16 protein-coding genes and 1 pseudogene are annotated in these 17,816 nt (G+C 62.5%); 7 read left to right on the top strand and 10 right to left on the bottom strand.

Going from position 1 to position 17,816, the window contains the following annotated elements; genetic code table 11:
* Window positions 1-113: 113 nt before the first annotated feature.
* From rpsF to ACF0H6_RS11580, 5 genes and pseudogenes are all read left to right on the top strand, one after another.
* Window positions 114-419, top strand: coding sequence for a 30S ribosomal protein S6 (rpsF, locus tag ACF0H6_RS11600; RefSeq protein WP_028267876.1), 306 nt, complete (start codon window positions 114-116; stop codon window positions 417-419).
* 55 nt (window positions 420-474) lie between these two features.
* Window positions 475-1,050 carry a single-stranded DNA-binding protein gene (locus ACF0H6_RS11595; RefSeq protein ID WP_078107100.1) on the top strand — a complete coding sequence of 192 codons (576 nt, stop codon included), beginning with the start codon at window positions 475-477 and terminating at the stop codon, window positions 1,048-1,050.
* A 126-nt stretch (window positions 1,051-1,176) separates the two neighbouring features.
* Window positions 1,177-1,416 carry a 30S ribosomal protein S18 gene (rpsR, locus tag ACF0H6_RS11590; RefSeq protein WP_003800144.1) on the top strand — a complete coding sequence of 80 codons (240 nt, stop codon included), beginning with the start codon at window positions 1,177-1,179 and terminating at the stop codon, window positions 1,414-1,416.
* Between the two features lie 17 nt (window positions 1,417-1,433).
* Window positions 1,434-1,886, top strand: a complete 453-nt coding sequence (gene rplI / locus ACF0H6_RS11585; RefSeq protein ID WP_395249721.1) for a 50S ribosomal protein L9 — start codon at window positions 1,434-1,436, stop codon at window positions 1,884-1,886.
* A gap of 263 nt (window positions 1,887-2,149) precedes the next feature.
* Window positions 2,150-2,777: pseudogene (locus ACF0H6_RS11580) on the top strand (FMN reductase).
* Window positions 2,778-2,789: 12 nt separating this feature from the next.
* Here ACF0H6_RS11580 and ACF0H6_RS11575 read toward each other — a convergent pair.
* Together ACF0H6_RS11575 and ACF0H6_RS11570 are read right to left on the bottom strand one after the other, a co-directional pair.
* On the bottom strand, window positions 2,790-3,362 hold the full coding sequence (locus ACF0H6_RS11575) for a hypothetical protein (protein ID WP_395249720.1): 573 nt from the start codon (window positions 3,360-3,362) through the stop codon (window positions 2,790-2,792).
* A 3-nt stretch (window positions 3,363-3,365) separates the two neighbouring features.
* The gene (locus ACF0H6_RS11570; RefSeq protein ID WP_395249719.1) at window positions 3,366-3,845 is read right to left on the bottom strand and encodes a hypothetical protein; all 480 of its coding nucleotides are present in this window, start codon (window positions 3,843-3,845) and stop codon (window positions 3,366-3,368) included.
* Window positions 3,846-4,469: 624 nt separating this feature from the next.
* Between ACF0H6_RS11570 and dnaB the strand changes: the two genes are divergently transcribed.
* Window positions 4,470-5,855: a replicative DNA helicase gene (gene dnaB, locus ACF0H6_RS11565; RefSeq protein WP_395249718.1), complete on the top strand. Its 1,386-nt coding sequence runs from the start codon at window positions 4,470-4,472 to the stop codon at window positions 5,853-5,855.
* A gap of 45 nt (window positions 5,856-5,900) precedes the next feature.
* Here the strand turns inward: dnaB and ACF0H6_RS11560 are convergent, their stop codons facing one another.
* Window positions 5,901-6,728 carry a helix-turn-helix transcriptional regulator gene (locus ACF0H6_RS11560; protein ID WP_395249717.1) on the bottom strand — a complete coding sequence of 276 codons (828 nt, stop codon included), beginning with the start codon at window positions 6,726-6,728 and terminating at the stop codon, window positions 5,901-5,903.
* A gap of 77 nt (window positions 6,729-6,805) precedes the next feature.
* Here ACF0H6_RS11560 and ilvD point away from each other — a divergent pair, with 77 nt between their 5' ends.
* On the top strand, window positions 6,806-8,674 hold the full coding sequence (ilvD, locus tag ACF0H6_RS11555; protein WP_395249716.1) for a dihydroxy-acid dehydratase: 1,869 nt from the start codon (window positions 6,806-6,808) through the stop codon (window positions 8,672-8,674).
* A gap of 44 nt (window positions 8,675-8,718) precedes the next feature.
* On the opposite strand, the gene ACF0H6_RS11550 is transcribed toward ilvD, so the two are convergent.
* From ACF0H6_RS11550 to fabZ, 7 genes are all read right to left on the bottom strand, one after another.
* Window positions 8,719-9,684, bottom strand: a complete 966-nt coding sequence (locus ACF0H6_RS11550; protein ID WP_395249715.1) for an acyl-CoA thioesterase — start codon at window positions 9,682-9,684, stop codon at window positions 8,719-8,721.
* Between the two features lie 65 nt (window positions 9,685-9,749).
* Window positions 9,750-9,923, bottom strand: a complete 174-nt coding sequence (locus tag ACF0H6_RS11545) for a hypothetical protein (RefSeq protein WP_395249714.1) — start codon at window positions 9,921-9,923, stop codon at window positions 9,750-9,752.
* A 557-nt stretch (window positions 9,924-10,480) separates the two neighbouring features.
* Window positions 10,481-12,847 (bottom strand): beta-ketoacyl synthase N-terminal-like domain-containing protein, encoded by a 2,367-nt coding sequence (locus ACF0H6_RS11540; protein WP_395249713.1) that lies wholly within the window; start codon window positions 12,845-12,847, stop codon window positions 10,481-10,483.
* Between the two features lie 3 nt (window positions 12,848-12,850).
* Window positions 12,851-13,852 (bottom strand): hypothetical protein, encoded by a 1,002-nt coding sequence (locus ACF0H6_RS11535; RefSeq protein ID WP_395249712.1) that lies wholly within the window; start codon window positions 13,850-13,852, stop codon window positions 12,851-12,853.
* 54 nt (window positions 13,853-13,906) lie between these two features.
* A complete protein-coding gene (locus ACF0H6_RS11530; protein WP_395249940.1) occupies window positions 13,907-14,983 on the bottom strand; it encodes a DUF6365 family protein in 1,077 nt (358 codons plus the stop codon).
* Window positions 14,980-15,186 (bottom strand): hypothetical protein, encoded by a 207-nt coding sequence (locus tag ACF0H6_RS11525; RefSeq protein WP_395249959.1) that lies wholly within the window; start codon window positions 15,184-15,186, stop codon window positions 14,980-14,982. Before ACF0H6_RS11525 ends, ACF0H6_RS11530 begins: the two co-directional genes overlap by 4 nt.
* Window positions 15,183-17,816, bottom strand: a complete 2,634-nt coding sequence (fabZ, locus tag ACF0H6_RS11520; RefSeq protein WP_395249711.1) for a 3-hydroxyacyl-ACP dehydratase FabZ — start codon at window positions 17,814-17,816, stop codon at window positions 15,183-15,185. The genes ACF0H6_RS11525 and fabZ overlap by 4 nt, the downstream gene beginning before the upstream one ends.

Genomic DNA, 17,816 nt, shown 5'->3' with positions numbered 1-17,816 from the left:
TGCTGCGCCCTGCCTCCGATTCTGGAACCAGGGCGTCAGCACTGTTCATCGCAAATGAACCTCCTGTTACGGAAATGCCGTAACCGCTTAGCCCAAAGGAGGTGGGTTCACATATGCGTCCTTACGAATTGATGGTAATCATCGACCCCGAGGTCGAAGAGCGTACCGTAGAGCCGTCGCTTCAGAAGTTCCTTAATGTCATCACCACCGATGGTGGAACCATCGAAAAGGTTGACATCTGGGGCCGTCGTCGCCTGGCTTACGACATCAAGAAGAAGTCCGAAGGGATCTACGCCGTGGTGAACTTCACCGCCAAGCCGGAAACCGCCAAGGAACTTGACCGCCAGCTGAGTCTCAACGAGACCATCATGCGCACCAAGATCACCCGCCCCGAAGAGCAGAAGGTCGTTGCTGAGTAATTCAGCTCCCGGCATTTCATTCTTTACCCCGTAGGAACGAACAAGGAGGCAGTAGATGGCAGGCGAAACCACTATTACGGTCATCGGTAATCTCACCAATGACCCCGAACTGCGGTTCACACCGTCAGGCTCGGCAGTAGCAAACTTCACCATCGCTTCTACTCCCCGGACCTTCGATCGCCAGTCCAATGAGTGGAAGGACGGGGAAACCCTGTTCCTCCGCGCATCGGTATGGCGCGAAGCAGCCGAAAACGTCGCCGAATCCCTGACCAAGGGCATGCGCGTGATCGTTTCCGGTCGCCTGAAGAGCCGTTCCTACGAAACCAAGGAAGGCGAGAAGCGCACCGTTATCGAGCTCGAGGTCGATGAAATCGGCCCGAGCCTGCGTTACGCCAACGCCAAGGTCAACCGCACCCAGCGCTCCGGCGGTCAGGGTGGTCAGGGCGGCTTCGGTGGCGGCAACAACAGCGGTGGCTTCGGAGGAGGCGGCGCTGGTGCAAACCAGGGCGGCAACTCCGGCGGAACATGGGGCGGCGGCCAGTCCGCACCGCAGGAAGACCCCTGGGCTACCCCGGGCGTCAGCAATGCGGGCGGATGGGGCAACGGCCCGGATTCCGAACCTCCCTTCTAAAACACAAATTAAAGTTCGACGCCGGAACCCGCCGGACCTGCCGCGAGGCACCCGGGAGGCAACCGCCGTCGAGCACCACCATCCCGTGGATTCATTCCACGGGCTCCATAGAAAAGGAGCTCCACGATGGCTAAGGCTGAACTCCGTAAGCCCAAACCAAAGTCCAACCCCTTGAAGGCCGCTGACATCACTGTCATCGACTACAAGGACGTAGCATTGCTGCGCAAGTTCATCTCCGACCGCGGAAAGATCCGCGCCCGTCGCGTCACTGGCGTCACGGTGCAGGAACAGCGCAAAATCGCCCAGGCAATCAAGAACGCCCGCGAAGTTGCTCTGCTGCCTTACTCCGGCGCTGGCCGCGGCTAAGGAAGGGATTAACTAACATGGCAAAGCTCATTCTGACCCACGAAGTAACCGGTCTCGGTGCTGCTGGCGATGTTGTCGAGGTCAAGGACGGTTACGCACGTAACTTCCTGCTGCCCCGCGGCTTCGCTCTGGCCTGGACCAAGGGTGGCGAGAAGCAGGTTGAGTCCATCAAGGCTGCCCGCGCTGCTCGTGCCCACGCTTCGGTAGAAGCTGCACAGGCCCAGGCTTCTGCGCTGTCCTCCAAGAAGGTCAAGCTCGTAGTGAAGGCCGGCGAAACCGGCCGTCTCTTCGGCACCGTCAAGCCGGCCGACGTCGCCGCTGCAGTTGAGGCCGCTGGCCTCGGCTCCATCGACAAGCGCAACGTTGAACTGCCGAACCACATCAAGTCTGTTGGTTCGTACCAGGCCAACGTGCGCCTGCACGATAACGTTTCCGCTGTTATCGACCTCGAGGTCGTTGCAGGGAAGTAGTTCCCGACGCAGCTCGAAGGACCCCCGTCCCCGGTTTCCGGAGGCGGGGGTCCTTTGCTTTGCCCTCGTGTTTGATAGCACGCTGGTTTGGCGGCGCGCGAACTGGCAGCAGATGCCCCCTGGCGGCCCGCGAAGGGGCATTATCTGCCAGTTCGCGCCAAGGGGAGGAATAAAATCCTGGGTTACCGCAGTTTGGGAGTATAGATGCAAATGCATGTACTCTGGTTTGAAGCTATCGAACCGCCGAGCAAGAGGAGATTGCCATGGAGACCCGCCGCATAACCGTCCTTTCCGCTGGACTGGGCGTCCCGTCGTCGAGCCGGCTCCTTGCAGACCAGCTCGCGGCTTCGGCCAAGCGCCAGCTGGGCGACGCCGGATACGAGGTGCGCGTGGACGTTATCGAGCTCCGGGCCCTGGCCGTGGATATCGCGAACAACTTCGTCACCGGCTACGCAGCACCGCGCTTGGCCGAGGTGATCGCCGGCGTCGAGGACTCCGACGGCATCATCGCCGTCACCCCTGTCTTCAGTGCCTCCTATAGCGGGCTGTTCAAGTCCTTCATGGACATCCATGGACCCCAAGTCCCTCGACGGCAAGGCGGTCCTTCTCGGCGCCACGGGTGGCACCGACCGGCACCAGATGGTGCTCGATTACGCGATGCGTCCTCTGTTCACCTACCTGCGGACCCGGATGACCCAGACGTCCGTTTTCGCCAGTCCCCAGGACTGGGGAAACACCGACGACGGCGCGTCCCCGCTGTCGGTCCGCGTCGACAGGGCTGCCGGCGAGCTCGCCAAGCTCCTGAGTGGTGAACAGCCGCACCGCAAGGCCGAGGCAATGGAATCCCTGCCTTTTGAGCAGCTCCTCGCAGGGATCACTGCCGGGCGTTAGTTCGCGGCTCGGTCAGTCGTCCAGCAGCTCGATGAACTCCCGGGCCTGCTTCATGCTGATATCGGAATGTTTGGTCAGGGCCAACGCTGCGGCCTCGACGTCGCCGCTCTTGGCAAGTGTGCGGATCCGCCCGTAGATCTCATCGTTGAGCATATTGCTGCTCACTTCGCGCGTGACGTCGCCCTTGCTCGCGATTGCCCGGTAACGGTACGGGAAGCGCTCCGGCTCGTCGTCGTCGGGCATGAGGTCCTGAGGAGCAGGCTCGGGCCGACGGAAGGGCTGGGGATGCGCTGCAAGGGCGCCGACGGCGTCCCGCGAGGCGCGCAGGCCTTCTCCGGTGGCGCTGAGGTACAGCTTGATGGCAGCCATGGCCTGACCTTGGGCGATCAGGGAGTAGAGCAGCCGGTGTTGGTCTTCGCTCAGCTTTGCGGCGGCCTCGCGGGCCAGTTCCACGGGGTCCACTGGGGCCTTGCCTGTAGCCGCATTTCCGCGCTCTTCGGCACGGCGGGAGAGGACGCGGCTGATCAGGAGGACGCCGAGGATGACGACCACCAGGATCAAGACCGGAACGAGTAGGGATTCCATGCGCTAGAGCCGATCTATGTAGTTCTTGGCGGTCAACAGGTCCGAGTGGGTTTCTTGGCGCAGGAGTTTAATGGCCTGGATTTTCTGTCCGCTGCGGACCATGCCCTGCAACTGCAGCGCAAACTGCGGATTCAACTGGCCATTGGGGAGCACGGAACCTTGGTAGCCCGCCTGACCGATCCCAGGGCTGACTCCCACTTGGGCCCGCAGTGCCGCCCGGGACTGGCTATCCTGTTGGGACTGTTGCTGCGCATTTTGGCTTGGCCTTGTGGACGCATCGACGCGTGCCCTTGCCGCGGTGGCAGCCTGGACCTGCGCAGCCTGATGGGCTGCCGAACGGGCTGCCAGTTCCCGTTGATATCGGTCAGCCTCGGACAAGCCTGTGTTGCGCGGCTTGAACGCCGCCGTCAGGGCCCAAATCACCGCCACCAGGATGACGACGGGCATTGCGACCAGCAGTACATCCCCAACGGTGAAACCCATACTTAGAGCTTATGCCAGAACGCAGTTATCCACAGCACATTCCAGTTTTGGCATAGCTTCCGAGAGTCAGCTGTCAAATTCTGGGGAGGTTTGTGGGGAGTATCACATTTTTGGCATATTTATCGAAATTTATGCGCGCGGCGGTGGTGCAGGCTGTGGAATAGGCAAATAAGCCTGTGGATTAATGGCGCGGGAAAATACTTTTGATCCACATGCCGTGGAGAACGTTTCCCCAGTTCAGGGGCGAGTTAATCGAAAAAGAATTTCTCTTTCCACAGGGTCGTGCACAGACTGTGCACAAGTAGGGGTATGTTTTCAACAGTTTATCCACAAGCCCGGCTTGGTGCCTCGGAAAAGCACGGCTAACGTGGCTGAGTACCTGGTTTAGGTACTGGGAAAACCCTGTTTCTCGTAGATGGCGCCTTGGCGCCGTCGGGAAGCAATGTGCCCACGGACCCGTCTGTGGATAAGTTGTGGAAAAACTAGGGAATCCAAAATTGTCGGTGCCCCAGGAAAGAGTTGGACCAGCCAGCACGCCGGGCGGCCGGGCCAACCCACACCGGGGCATTGGCCTACCGAACCGCTCGGAACAGTTATCTGCCGCGGTACACAATGGAGGACGGCTTGTCAGTTACGCACTTGGATTCGATCGAGGGCAGCCGGGCTTCTGACGCCAGCCGCAAACCCCCGCAGGACATCCCTGCTGAGCAGTCTGTTCTCGGCGGGATGATGCTCTCCAAGGACGCCATTGCCGACGTCGTGGAGATTGTCCGTGGTCATGATTTCTACCGTCCCGCCCATGAAACGATCTATGAGTCGATCATCGACCTCTATGGCCGCGGCGAGCCTGCTGACGCCGTCACCGTGTCCGATGAATTGACCAAGCGAGGCGAGATCAACAGGATTGGCGGCCCTGCCTACCTGCATGAGCTCATCCAGACCGTGCCCACGGCGGCCAACGCGGGCTACTATGCCGAAATCGTGGCTGAGCGCGCCGTGCTGCGCCGCCTCGTCAACGCGGGCACCAAGATCGTCCAGATGGGCTACGGGCAGGACGGCGAGGTGGAAGACCTCGTCAACCAGGCACAGGCCGAGATCTATGCCGTGGCCGAACGCCGCACCGCCGAAGACTACGTGGCGCTCAAGGACGTCATGGAGTCCACTGTGGACGAGATCGAGGCATCCGGCCACCGTGGAGAGGGCATGACGGGTGTCCCTACTGGGTTCTACGAACTCGATGAGCTCACCCACGGCCTGCACCCGGGCCAGATGATCGTCATCGCCGCGCGCCCCGCCGTCGGTAAGTCAACGTTCGCACTGGACTTCGCCCGTTCCGCAGCCATCAAGAACAACCTCGCCACCGTGATGTTCTCCTTGGAAATGGGACGGAACGAAATCGCCATGCGCCTGCTGTCCGCGGAGGCCACCATCGGCCTTCAAGACCTGCGCAAGGGCACCATCAAGGACGAGCAATGGTCCAAGATCGCTACGACCATGGGCCGCATGAACGACGCCCCGCTCTTCATTGACGACAGCCCCAACATGTCCCTTATGGAGATCCGGGCCAAGTGCCGCCGCCTGAAGCAGCAGCATGACCTCAAACTGGTGATCCTCGACTACCTCCAGCTCATGAGCTCCGGCAAGAAGGTGGAGTCCCGCCAGCAGGAAGTCTCCGAGTTCTCCCGTGCACTCAAGCTGCTGGCAAAGGAGCTACAGGTTCCGGTCATCGCCCTGTCCCAGTTGAACCGTGGATCCGAGCAACGCCAGGACAAGCGGCCGATGGTCTCGGACCTCCGCGAATCGGGTTCCATTGAGCAGGACGCCGACATGGTCATCCTGCTGCACCGCGAAGACGTTTACGACAAAGAGTCCCCGCGCGCCGGAGAAGCCGACATCCTCATCGCCAAGCACCGTAACGGCCCCACCAAGGACATCGTGGTTGCTTTCCAGGGCCACTACTCACGTTTTGCGAACATGGCAGGGGAGACGGGCGGAGGCGGCGGATTCTAGTCAAGGCTGGCCGCCGTCGTACCGGCGGGTTTTCCGGGCACGATCCTAGCCAGCCACTAGGCTCCCCATCCGCGCACCTGTCGGTGTGCCCGGCACGGGCGCGTACATCACCAGATGCAGTTCCGGCGCATCCGAAGGCACCAACCGGTGCTGCTCAAAGACCAGCTCGCCGACCACAGGATGCAGAAACACCCGCTGCCGGGAAGCGAAACGCTCCACGCCGCGGTCGCCCCAGAGCTTCGCGAACTCCGGGCTGGCCTCGCGCAGCCGGTTGATCAGCGCGGTGTGGGCTGCTGAGCCGAGCCGGGCTCCTGCCTCGGCCCGGAACTCAGCAACAAAGTGGCGTGAGGTCTCTTCCCAGTCGGGCAGCATCTCGCGCAAATGGGGATCCGCAAAGATCAGCCACAGCAGGTTCCGGTCGGCCGGGGCGACGGCTGCGATCCGCGAATACAGGCCGGCGTAGGCGCGGTTCCAGCCGGCGATTCCCCAATCCGGGGCCACGGCGAAAGCCGGGAAGTCCACCGAGTCCAGGAGCCGCTGCAAGTGCGCCGGAGCTTCCTCGATCATGGCCACTTCCGCGTCCGGAGTGGGGGTGTAGCCGCCCAAAGCCAGCAGGTACGATTTCTCGGCGCCGGTCAGTCCAAGCACCCGCGCAATGGCCTCGAGGACTTGGCGGGAGGCGTTGATCTCCCGGCCTTGTTCCAGCCAGGTGTACCAAGTCACACTCACCGCTGCGAAGGAGGCGACCTCTTCGCGGCGCAATCCTTGAGTGCGGCTGCGTCCGATGGGCGGCAGCCCAAGCTCCGCTCGAACAAGGTTCCCGCGCCGGTCGCGCAGGAACTGGCCCAGTTCGCGCCGACGTTCATCACTCATTCCATCAAATCTAGCACTGCCACTACTAGTATCAGCAGCGTCTTCCAGCCTTCGCGGTTCCACGATTGACTGGTGAAATGCCTCAGCTACGTTCACGAACAGTCACCCACGGCCGCAATATGGTCGGCGCACGCGCTTTGCTCCGTGCCGCCGGCGTGAAGGGTTCCGACTTCGGAAAGCCGATCATCGCCGTCGCGAACAGCTTTACCGAATTCGTCCCGGGCCACACCCATCTTCAACCGGTGGGCCGTATCGTCTCCGACGCCATCATTGAGGCCGGTGGCATCCCGCGCGAGTTCAACACCATCGCCGTTGATGACGGCATCGCCATGGGCCACGGCGGCATGCTCTACTCGCTGCCCTCCCGCGAGCTGATCGCCGACTCGGTGGAGTACATGGTCAATGCCCATTGCGCCGACGCCCTGATCTGCATCTCGAATTGCGACAAGATCACCCCAGGCATGTTGATGGCAGCGTTGCGCTTGAACATCCCTACCGTCTTTGTCAGCGGCGGCCCGATGGAGGGCGGCACCGCGGTCCTCGTCGATGGCACCGTGCGCAAGCGGCTGAACCTGATCTCCGCGATCGCTGACGCGGTGGACGAGAGCGTCTCGGACGCCGATCTGCTCCGCCTCGAGGAGAACGCGTGCCCCACCTGCGGTTCGTGTTCAGGTATGTTCACGGCCAACTCGATGAATTGCCTGACGGAGGCTCTTGGCCTTTCGCTGCCCGGCAATGGCACGACGCTCGCGACCCACACCGCTCGCCGCGACCTCTACGAGGATGCCGGCAAAGCCATCGTGGATATCACCAACGCCCACTATTTCGACGACGACGCCTCGGTTCTGCCCCGAGCCATCGCCAGCCGTGCCGCTTTCGAGAACGCGATGACCATGGACATCGCCATGGGCGGCTCTTCGAACACCATCCTGCACTTGCTCGCCGCCGCCCAGGAGGCCGAACTCGACTTCACCCTCGAGGACATCGACGCCATCTCGCGCCGCACCCCGTGCCTGTCAAAGGTGGCGCCGAACGGCACCTATTTGATCGAGGACGTCCACCGCGCGGGCGGCATCCCTGCCATCCTGGGCGAGCTGGACCGCGGCGGAATGCTCAACCACGACGTACGTTCCGTGCACAGCACCGAGCTGCGCTCCTGGCTGGATGCTTGGGACATCCGCGGCGGCAAGGCGAGCGAAGAGGCCATCGAGCTGTTCCACGCGGCTCCCGGATGTGTCCGCTCGGCCACGGCCTTCTCCCAGTCGGAACGCTGGGACAGCCTGGACACGGACGATGAGAACGGCTGCGTCCGTTCGATCGCCAACGCGCACACTGTGGAAGGCGGGCTGGCCGTGCTCCGCGGCAACATCTCCCTCGACGGATGCGTGGTGAAGACCGCCGGCGTGGACGAGTCGATCTTCCGCTTCTCCGGCCCAGCCGTAGTCTTCGAGTCGCAGGATGACGCAGTTGAGGCGATCCTGAGCAAGCAGATCGTCGAGGGTGACGTCGTCGTTATTCGATATGAAGGCCCCCGCGGCGGCCCTGGTATGCAGGAAATGCTCTATCCGACGTCGTTCTTGAAGGGCCTCGGACTGGGAGCCAAGTGCGCCCTGATCACGGACGGACGGTTCTCGGGCGGCACATCGGGACTGTCGATCGGCCATATCTCTCCCGAGGCTGCTGCGGGGGGAGCCATCGCGCTCGTCGAGAACGGCGACATGATTTCCATCGACATTCCCGCCCGCTCCATCACGGTGGAGGTGCCCGACGTCGAGCTTGACCGCCGTCGAGCAGTGCTGGAGGCGGGCACCGGTTACCAGCCCCGCAACCGTGAACGGATCGTTTCTCCCGCGCTGCGCGCCTACGCGGCTTTCGCTCTCTCTGCAGACAAGGGAGCCGTGCGGCACGTACCGCTGGCCCCTTTGCCAGCCGTCACCGTCGGCTAGCCGGCCGGATGCAGTGGCCGCCGTCGCGGCCACTGCATCGGTGCCTACCGACCGTTGAGCAGGTGGTCCGGCAGCCGGTTTCCCGGGGCACTCCCACGGATTTCCAGCAGCTCCCGGGCGTGGGCCTGAAGCCGCCGATCCTCGTCCGTCTCCGGCACCCATTGCGGAATCGGAACGGACGTGCCGGTCTCGTCTCTGGCCACCATGACTGTGAGGCAGTACGTGGTCAGGTTCATCTCGCGGCTCTTCGGATTTCCTGAGCGAACATGTACGGCGATATGCATACCTTTGTTGCCCGTGTAGACGAGGCGGGCTTCGACTTCCACGACGTCGCCGATCAAGAGGGGCCGGTAGAAGCGCACGCCGCCGGAGAACACAGCCACGGTGTCTTTGCCGCAATACCGTGAGGCGCAAACGTAGGCGGCTTCGTCAATCCACTTCATGACGATCCCGCCGTGGACCTTCCCGCCCCAGTTCACATCCGTAGGGGCTGCCACGAAGCGCAGGGTCACGCGCTCGGCAGTGCCGGCGTCGGTATATTCCTGTGCGTTCATGGCTTCGACGATCTGTCCTCGCACTGCGATCCTCGCGAGTGCGTTGTCGCGCTGCTCAATCTCCACCTGCGTCGAGGGTTCAAACTGGGGGACCGGGACCGGCCTTCCGTCGGTCCCGACCGCAACGAAGATCACCAGGCACTGACTGCGCATCGTGGCTGGCCCGCCTTTGGGGTCGCCGGAGGACACGACCGTCCGGATATGCATGGAGGAGCGGCCTGTGTAGACGATAGTGGCTTCCACCTCCACCATGTCGCCGCTGTTCACCGGATCCGCGAAGTGGATATTGCCCACGTATGCCGTGACGCAGTAGGACTTCGCCCAACCCACGGCTGTTGCATAGGCGGCTTTGTCGACCCACTCAAGGACCGTTCCGGCGTCGACCGAGCCGCTGTGTCCGATGTCGGTGGGGGAAGCAAGGAATCGGAGGGTGACGGAATGGGAGGGCTCGCTCATGAGGCGAGTGTATCGACGCCGCGAATACTGATGCGCTGTGTGACGCGCAAAGGTGTGGTTGAGGATCAGCCTTCCAGGACAAGCGTCGTCTTCACCTCAAGCGGCAGTTCGGCGACGCTGGTGCCAATTCGAAGGGTGTATGTTCCCTGCTCGTACTGGCAGCCCTCTTCTGACAGTACCGCGGCCATCGACGTGTCCTCACCGTCTTCGAAGAAGTAATGCATTTCTTGGCCACTCACGAATTGGTGGCTTCCCCATCCTCGGGTGAGTCGCACCGGCAGAGTGAACGCGCCAGCGGGTGGCGTGTGTCGAGCCATCCCAACGCATTTCCAGAATGCTTCGGCTAACGCCCAGTGTCCAATCGAGACTGGGAAGGATGAATCGGTTGTCCTTCCCAGCCACCGCAATGCGGCCGGGCGATGTACATGGATTTGTACGTCTACACCGACCGGACGACCAAAGCGCGCAACAACTATGGTCCCCGCCGTATGGCTCGCACTCCACCAGAATGAGCACCCGCCGCAATAGAACCGCCCGGTAGCGGCCTCCGTTTTCAAGGTCGGCTCCAGACAACACTGCCCCTTGGCCTGCAGCCGGCGGATCAGGCGCCGACCTTCGCCCGGGCGCGCTGAGCGCGTCGAGGATCGCCAAATTTGCAGTGGGGGCTCGGCGGGTGTTCCAGGAGCCGGGGCAATCCGGAGTACCTGCGGCACAGGAATCCCTGGCACGTGCTCAGATGCCTCTGTTGTGGGGACACTCACGGGGTGTCCCAGATCCCTAGTGTTGATCACGGCCCTTAGGGAACCTCCACGATGAGGGACTGGTAGTTCCCTCCCACCTCCATCGAATTCACGAGGACCCGGAGAGGGCCAGCGCCGGTGAGCGCGGTGCTTTCAGACCGCCCGTTGCCGAAGTGATGTGTTGCCGGTGCCGTCTGGCGGGACCTCATCCAGACGGATTGGTGGATTCCGAGAAGAGGAGCGGTTGACTGGGTATCACCGAGAAGCGCCTTGGGTGCACTGACCGGGACGCGTCCCAGCCCGGCGTCGTGGATGGCGTTCCGTTCCAGATCATCAATCTGGCGCCTGCCGACAGCCGCAGCAACGACTACGTCGATGTCATCCGACCTCAGGCCTGCGGAACGAATCGCTTCGGTCATTGCCCTGGACCATGCAGATGGATCCTGTTTGACGTTGCCGCATCCGCTGTCGTCGCCAGCAAATCCGAAGCTCAGAATCCGACCATGGTGGGGCGTTTCCGACACAAGGTCGGCAGCCTCGAGCAGGACGGCGGCGGAGGCCCCACTGTAGAGTCGGCCGCTGTTACCGAAGGGAACCAGAGCTTCTTCACTCAAGTAGCCCGGAATCCGAGCGTAACCGGCGAGGAGGGCCACGGACGCTTCGTCCGCGGACAGGACGATCACCCGATCGCAGGAACCGGAGGAAATCAATCGCTGCCCGAAGTGTAGGGCGCTCACGCCGCTCGTGCTCCCGGCGCAAAAAGTCGCCGTGGGACCTTTCAGCCCGTGTAGGAGTGCCACGTGCCCGGCAGAAGCATTCATCACGGTGTTCGGGAAGAGCCGTGTATTACCGACGCCGTCCGTGATGAGCCCTCGTTGGAACCCTTCGACGGTTGACATTGGGCCCGAGCCGGTAGCAAAAATCAGGCCGGTGGATTGTGCTTCCTGTCTCGATAACCCCCTTTCCTTCAGCAGCTGTCCGACAACGGAGGCCGAGCGTTTGCTCAGTGCATCGAGGCGGCGAAGGGCGGAAGGATTGATGCCCGCCTTCTGAACGTCCTCGGGAATCTCGCCGATCGGATACGGTCCGTATTCTTCGATGGAAACGGAAGATTCCCCATACAGGGCCCTCGCGCCAAAGAGTGCGTCGGCAGCGACATCGGACGTAGGGGCAGGTCCGACCATGGCAGCGAGGGCAGTGACGAGTACGTCCCTTGACTGTGGTTGGGCCCGGGTATCTGGTTCGGTGGATCTGCGGAATACAAGCGTTGAATTGTTTCCGCCGAACGCAAAAGAGTTGGATATGGCGAGGGAGATGTCTGCGGGCCGGCCCAGCCCGGGAACGGCGTCAAACTCCAGTGCTTGATCAAAGCCCGTCGGGATGACGGTCGGTGGGAGCGTCTGCTCCCGGATGGCCAGCACGGTCGTCACGGCTTCCACCGCGCCCGCAGCCCCGAGTGTGTGTCCGATCATGGATTTGGTCGAACTCATTGGAATCGCGTTGTCGAAGTGCAGAAGAATCTTCTTTTCGCCGCCGTCGTTGGCAGGCGTTCCGGTGCCGTGGCCGTTGATGTAGTCGATGTCCTGAACGGAAGCTCCTGCCATCTGCAGGGCCGACATCATTGCCGCGACGGCGCCACGGCCTCTGGGGTCAGGCGCCGTGGGGTGATGGGCGTCTGCGGAGAGCCCGTACCCTGAGAGCTCGGCAAGGATGGAGGCGCCACGTTCCTGTGCCGCTCGCGATCGTTCCAGAATGAGGAAGCCGGCTCCCTCACCCAGGGTCAGGCCTTCGCTTCGGCTGTAAGGAGCGCAGTCGCGGGGCGACAGGGCGCCAAGGCACGAGAAACCGCCGAACGACAGGTAGGCCAGTGGATCGACGCCGCCGACGACCACCATATCCGCGGCACCTGTCTGGAGGTATTCCAAGCCGTTGGCAATGGCGACCGACCCTGCAGCGCAAGCGTTCGAGTGGACTGTCCGCGGCCCAAATAGCTGGAAGCGGGCTGCCAAATAGTCTGCGGTGGCATGCAACGGATACTGGCGCAGCAGGTTAGCGTTGGCTTGGCGCAAACCCTTTGCCAGCCACTGACGATGGAATTCTTCGCCGCGGCGGGCTCCACCAAGTGATGTGCCGATAGCCAGGCCCGTGCGGTGGTCCGGGTAAGGATTGCTGTCGCGCAAACCGGCGGACACCAGGGCTTCCTCTAGCGCTATGCGGCTCAGGAGGATGCTGCGGTCCGTGCCGCTGTCAGATGGTACCGCGGCTGAGCGGACTTCGCCGGCTCGCGTACTCAGCAACCCGGGATGCGGAACTATGCTGACGGTTGAAATTCCTGAGCGTCCCTCGACGATCATCTTCCAGCAGTCCTCGGCCGTATCTCCCACGGCCGTCAGCATTCCGACGCCGGTGACCACGATGGCCATGGGTCACACTCCGATCTGCTGGGTCCAGGAAACAGGATCGACGGCCGGACGCGCCAGAGTCCTGACTGTCTGCCCCCCGGCTGTGAGTGTCAGACCCGGAACGCAATAGGGGATGTCCAGAAGGAGGAGGCCAAATCCGGTGTCCTGGCCGGCGCGCGGGGTTGAAACTTTGACAACGCCGATTGGCGTTCCTTCATCTGTAACTTCCTGCCCCTCCAGCGGGAAGTCCTCGCCGGCCGTTGAAGCTGCCACGATCCTCCGAGTGGGGGGAAGGAGACGAATGGCATTGCGGCCACGGTATTCGTCATCGCGGTTTGGTGTGGCCATCCATTGAATGCCGGCCTCAAAGATGGAGAGGCCGAGAGCCTGGACCGGGAGGACCGGGTGATTTACCTCGGCCTGTGCCCGGCGAAGGACCAGAGGGTCAATTTCTCCCCCATCAACTTCCCGGGCTCTGGCGGTCAACTCCTTCATGCTGGAAGGCCCGGCGGCCGACGACGTGAGGACAACGTAACCGTATTCGGCCGTTGTTCCGATGCGGATCAGGATGCACTCCTTCCCGTCGAGGCTTCCTCGACGCCACTCGTTGAGCAGGATTTCGGACATGTCTTCGTCGGTTAGTCCGTCGCCGACTTTCCAGGACACAGGCCCTTCCACGGCTATCGCATAACCGAAGTCTTCCTCCTGCTGCGCGTGCGTGTCGACGAGCTGCAGTGCATCGATGGCAGAAGTTGCGACGTGCAATAGCGGTGTCGCACAGTCGGAGACGACAATGATTGACTCATCGTCGAACACGACGAGGGCCACGCCGTCGACGGCGCCTTCGTCGTCCAGAACCAGGGACTCGAGGACGGTGCCAGGCTCAGCGAATTCCGACTGCTTGGCAAGCATCCAGGTCAAAAGCCGGCCTCGGTGCAGTCCGGTGAGTCTCATGACCTCGCCGGCGCGGTGGTAGACGCCTGCCGTAGTTCGGAGGGCGGTGTAGCTATCGGCGGTATTCAGCATATTGTTCATCTCCAAGGTAGAGCTGTGCGTCCAAGGTGGCCGCGTCAGGCGATATCAGTGATTCAAAGCGTGGGATCGGGCCTCGGCGAAGTCCAAACCGAGTTTTTGGGCCAGCATGTCCGCAGCAAGCGGAAGGCCCCGGAGCTGTCGGGCCAGGGCATCGCTGGCTGGCCTTGTCGCGGTGGAGAGCAGTTCCCCCACAGCTCGAGCAGAAGCGTCCAGATCATAGATCTCGGTTCGCGGTACCGCATTGAGGTAGTCATTCCGGTCCAGAAGCGGGCGAAGTTCGTCCACCCAGCCGAAGGGATTGACGAGGAACCGGACTCCGAACCCGGGGAAGAGCTGCTCCATCTGCACGAACCAGGAGTTGGAAAAAGCGTCAGTCGAGCGTTCGTTTCTTTCATTGACCAGGGCCAGCACGGGGGTCCGCATGGCCGCCGCCTTTGCCATGGCTCCGGATGTGAGGTTGTCGGTGAGGTACAAATCGGCCGCGGAGAGTATGTCGGCGAAGTCACCCATCGGTTGATAGGACAGGGGAAGGAAGTCCACCGTTCCCTGCCGGGTTGGGGATTTATCGCCGCTTGACATCTCCACGACCGTCACCGGCTGGCCAACTTTGTTGAACAACTCCGAGAACCATTGTCGCCGGAGCTTCCGGTATGAGTCGGAGTCCGTCGTCTTTCCGACTCGTCCCAACAAACCATAGGCCGAGATGGCCCAGCTCGATTGCGCTACAACGATCAACGCCCGGTCAGGGCTGACCCCCAGCCGGCGGAACACCTCGGCTTTGGGCCGATCGGGGGTGAGTAGGTCACCGTAGAGGTTGAACGCGTCTTCCCGGCGACCGAGCCCCGAGACGGGGACGGGCCGCATCAGGGGAACACCGGAGGGCAGGGGGGGAACGGTGGTCTCCGGTTTGAACCACCGGTGGATAGCACTCATCGAAGGCTGTTGAGAGAGGGCCATCTGCATCCGAGAGGCTGCCGGGCCCAGGCAAAGCGAGTCGAGGGCAACCGCCGGCCGTCCAAGGCCGAGCAGTGCGTCCAAGGAGACTGATGTCTTCTCCAGGGCGAACAGGTGGTGATCGGCCAGTACGAGGCCGTCGGGCTTGCTTTGTTCAAGATGGTTCAGGACGAGGGATTCCCCCGGGGCCCGGTCGGGATCGGGTGCGCCGCGACGCCTGACCCTAGTGCAAGGTTCAGATACTGATCCGAAGCCAGGAATTCGGCCTCCACCGTGGCGGGTAGTTGCCAGGCCACGGTGATGGCGTTCTGCAGTTCGCCGAAACTGAACTTGCCCGGGCACACGAAGGCTATCTTCAAGGTTGCCGTCATCGTTCCATTGCCATCAGAGCCGCGGAGCGATGTTCCGCTACTTCCAGACGCCACTCGGAATCCGGCCGTGCGGCGCTGATCCTGGTCAGCAGCGACATATGGAGGCCTCTGGCTTCGGATCGGACAAAGATTTCCTGGTGCTCGCCCTCCACGGAGCGGATGACAAGGTAGCGGCCGTCCTGCAGTTCTGCCGCGACGGACGTGCAGCCGACGGACCACGGCTTAGTGGTGGCCTCTACGACCCATTTGCCGCCGCCGGACTGGCCGATGACGACGGGAGCTCCGGTGCTGACGGCAGGTGTCAGGTAGAACCCCAACTCTGCCGGTTCAAGGGTGCTCCCGGCGTGGCCATGCAGATCGATGCCCATCGAATCGTCGTTACGGCTATGGATGGTCCACGACACTGGTTGGTCTGCGCTGAGGGCGTTGGTGGTCAGGGGGAGTGCGGCAGACTTTCCGGCCCATTCCACGCCCTGTTCGGGATTTTCCCGGATCGTTGCCACGGCGGCCCAGAGGCCCGCCGACCAGTCCGGCAGCGACCCCCAGGCACGGACTGCGGGATAGGGGCTGCTGAGGAACTGGGATCGGTCGTCGGACCAGCCAATCAATCCGGCAGCAGTGTGGGAGTAGCGCAAGCTCATTGTCTGAGTGCCGGCCTCAATGACATCCACGCCAAAGCGTTTGGACGGGTTCCATGTCGGGACGGCACCGGGTTCCGGACTGGGTGGGATCGCCCGTCGGGGCCGCCGGATCTTTTCTGCGCTGATCCCTGCCGGGCCGGTGAAGACCTCAGGGACGGGATATTTGTCCTCTCGGCGTTCAATGGTGATGTCATAGTGCAGCGCCTTGTCTGCCTGCTGCCGGAGTTGGGGTAGATGGTTCCCCTCATGCCGGGCGAAGGCGTCAGCGTCCCACGTGGCTTCCAGCGTGGCCACCGAATTGCGCCACAGAGATCTGCTGACGGCGCCGGTTTGGGGGTCGCTGTCGGCACAGGCTTCAAAGTCCGTGTAGTCGAGCGGCCAGATGCCGCGGACGGCGGGGCCGCCGGTCCACGCTCCGTCTGAGGATTCAACATACTTTTCGGCCTGCCGCATGGCCACCCAGGGGCTGGCGACCAGCTCGGCGCCTTTGGGGGCGCCCGTTACCTGAGTGGTTACGGAAACGTGCCCCGGGGATATCTCGATTCGACGGCTTATGGTCCCGCCTGGTCTGTCCGCTGTCAGAATCCAGCCATGGTCGTGGATATCGACGTGGATCTCGTTCGGGTGTGGGCGCCGCCAGCCTGCGGGCGTCGAACCGCGGACTACCGGCCAATGGTCGATGAGAACGGGGCCCAGCGTCCCTTCGATGTGGATCCGGAGCGTTCCGTGCGTGTCCACCTCAGCCCGGATACCGTTCCCGAGATCGTGAGTGCTCCGGGGGCGCGCGTTTGTGGTGCTGTCCAGTCCGCCGTGTTTGGGAAGGTGGGAAATGGCGCCGGCCAGGACATCGTAGTCGAGTGTGGCTCCGGTCATGAGGTCTATCTCGGCGCGGAGTCGAAATTCGCCGGCGCTGAGGTCGTAGCTGATCGCCGGCCCAGACTCTGTGTCTCTGACACCTGTGCTTGGTGTGAGGGAGCGTCCGGATCCGGCGTTACGCCAGTTGAATTTCGGCATCACCGCGGTCGCTTCGTCGATGTTGCTTCGCAGCAGGTCACCGACGACGCCGGGGAGGTGGCTGACCAGCTCCACGTACCCGTCTTCGTCGGCCCTGAGATCTGGAATGGCGCGGAATCCGGCCCGCAGATAGAGCGGGTACGCTTTGGTGTTGGTTGGTGTGGCCTCGATTCTGAGTGCCCTGATCCCGCGGTCAACGAGCAGCTCGAAAGACTTCATGAAGAGGTTTCCTGCCAGCATGGAGTTGCGGTGACGGGGGTCGAGCACGAAGAGCCCGGCGAAGAGTTCGCCATCGCGTGAGACGCGGCGGCCTGATCCCCTCATGAATCCGATACATCCGACGATATTGGCGTCGTCGGCGGCCACCATGAAGAGCTCGGGTACGCGCTCCGAGATGACGGCTTCCATGCTTGAGCGTCCAAGCTTGGCGGATCCGTGGTGGGGGCCGTAGCTGCTGCGACGAAAATGCTCTGCCAGCGCGGCGGAATCGGTATCGGGGACGTACTCCCTGATGACGATCATGGCTGTGCCGCTCCATGGCCGAGGCTGATGGCCAGGCTTCCCCTCGGCCACAGTTTTCTTCCCGACATTGATGACGCATTTAAACTCGATCAACGAACCGATCGAGACATGTCGCCGACAGTGGATGAGAAGTTGGTCTCCGGGCAGCACGAGTTCTTTGAACGTGAACCGTTTGACTGTTGCCAAATATCCTATGGAGGCGTCTGTGTCCGGATCTGTTGATGCCGTGGCGATGATTCCGCAGGTCTGGCCAGCGGCTTCGATCATCAGCACCCCTGGATAGATCGGTTGTCCAGGGAAGTGCCCTGCGAACACCGGATCGCTGATGGTGATGTTTTTCAGTCCGATGCCCGCGACTCCAGGGTCCACGGACTCCACGCCGTCGAGCAGCACGAAGGGGTGCCTGTGTGGGAGACGGAGCAGCAGTTCCGCTGCAGTATAGGACAGACCCAT

This window comes from Arthrobacter sp. NA-172, from assembly GCF_043952055.1.
Taxonomy (GTDB): domain Bacteria; phylum Actinomycetota; class Actinomycetes; order Actinomycetales; family Micrococcaceae; genus Arthrobacter.
Note: the sequence above shows the minus strand (reverse complement) of the source record. Positions and strands in the feature narration are given on the sequence as shown.

Coding starts and splice junctions, on each gene's coding strand:
- ACF0H6_RS11575 (WP_395249720.1), bottom strand. CDS start 3,362: ATGGAATCCCTACTCGTTCCGGTCTTGATCCTGGTGGTCGTCATCCTC.
- ACF0H6_RS11540 (WP_395249713.1), bottom strand. CDS start 12,847: ATGGCCATCGTGGTCACCGGCGTCGGAATGCTGACGGCCGTGGGAGAT.
- rplI (WP_395249721.1), top strand. CDS start 1,434: ATGGCAAAGCTCATTCTGACCCACGAAGTAACCGGTCTCGGTGCTGCT.
- ilvD (WP_395249716.1), top strand. CDS start 6,806: ATGCCTCAGCTACGTTCACGAACAGTCACCCACGGCCGCAATATGGTC.
- fabZ (WP_395249711.1), bottom strand. CDS start 17,816: ATGGGTCTGTCCTATACTGCAGCGGAACTGCTGCTCCGTCTCCCACAC.
- ACF0H6_RS11560 (WP_395249717.1), bottom strand. CDS start 6,728: ATGAGTGATGAACGTCGGCGCGAACTGGGCCAGTTCCTGCGCGACCGG.
- ACF0H6_RS11570 (WP_395249719.1), bottom strand. CDS start 3,845: ATGGGTTTCACCGTTGGGGATGTACTGCTGGTCGCAATGCCCGTCGTC.
- ACF0H6_RS11525 (WP_395249959.1), bottom strand. CDS start 15,186: ATGACGGCAACCTTGAAGATAGCCTTCGTGTGCCCGGGCAAGTTCAGT.
- rpsR (WP_003800144.1), top strand. CDS start 1,177: ATGGCTAAGGCTGAACTCCGTAAGCCCAAACCAAAGTCCAACCCCTTG.
- ACF0H6_RS11550 (WP_395249715.1), bottom strand. CDS start 9,684: ATGAGCGAGCCCTCCCATTCCGTCACCCTCCGATTCCTTGCTTCCCCC.
- rpsF (WP_028267876.1), top strand. CDS start 114: ATGCGTCCTTACGAATTGATGGTAATCATCGACCCCGAGGTCGAAGAG.
- ACF0H6_RS11595 (WP_078107100.1), top strand. CDS start 475: ATGGCAGGCGAAACCACTATTACGGTCATCGGTAATCTCACCAATGAC.
- ACF0H6_RS11535 (WP_395249712.1), bottom strand. CDS start 13,852: ATGCTGAATACCGCCGATAGCTACACCGCCCTCCGAACTACGGCAGGC.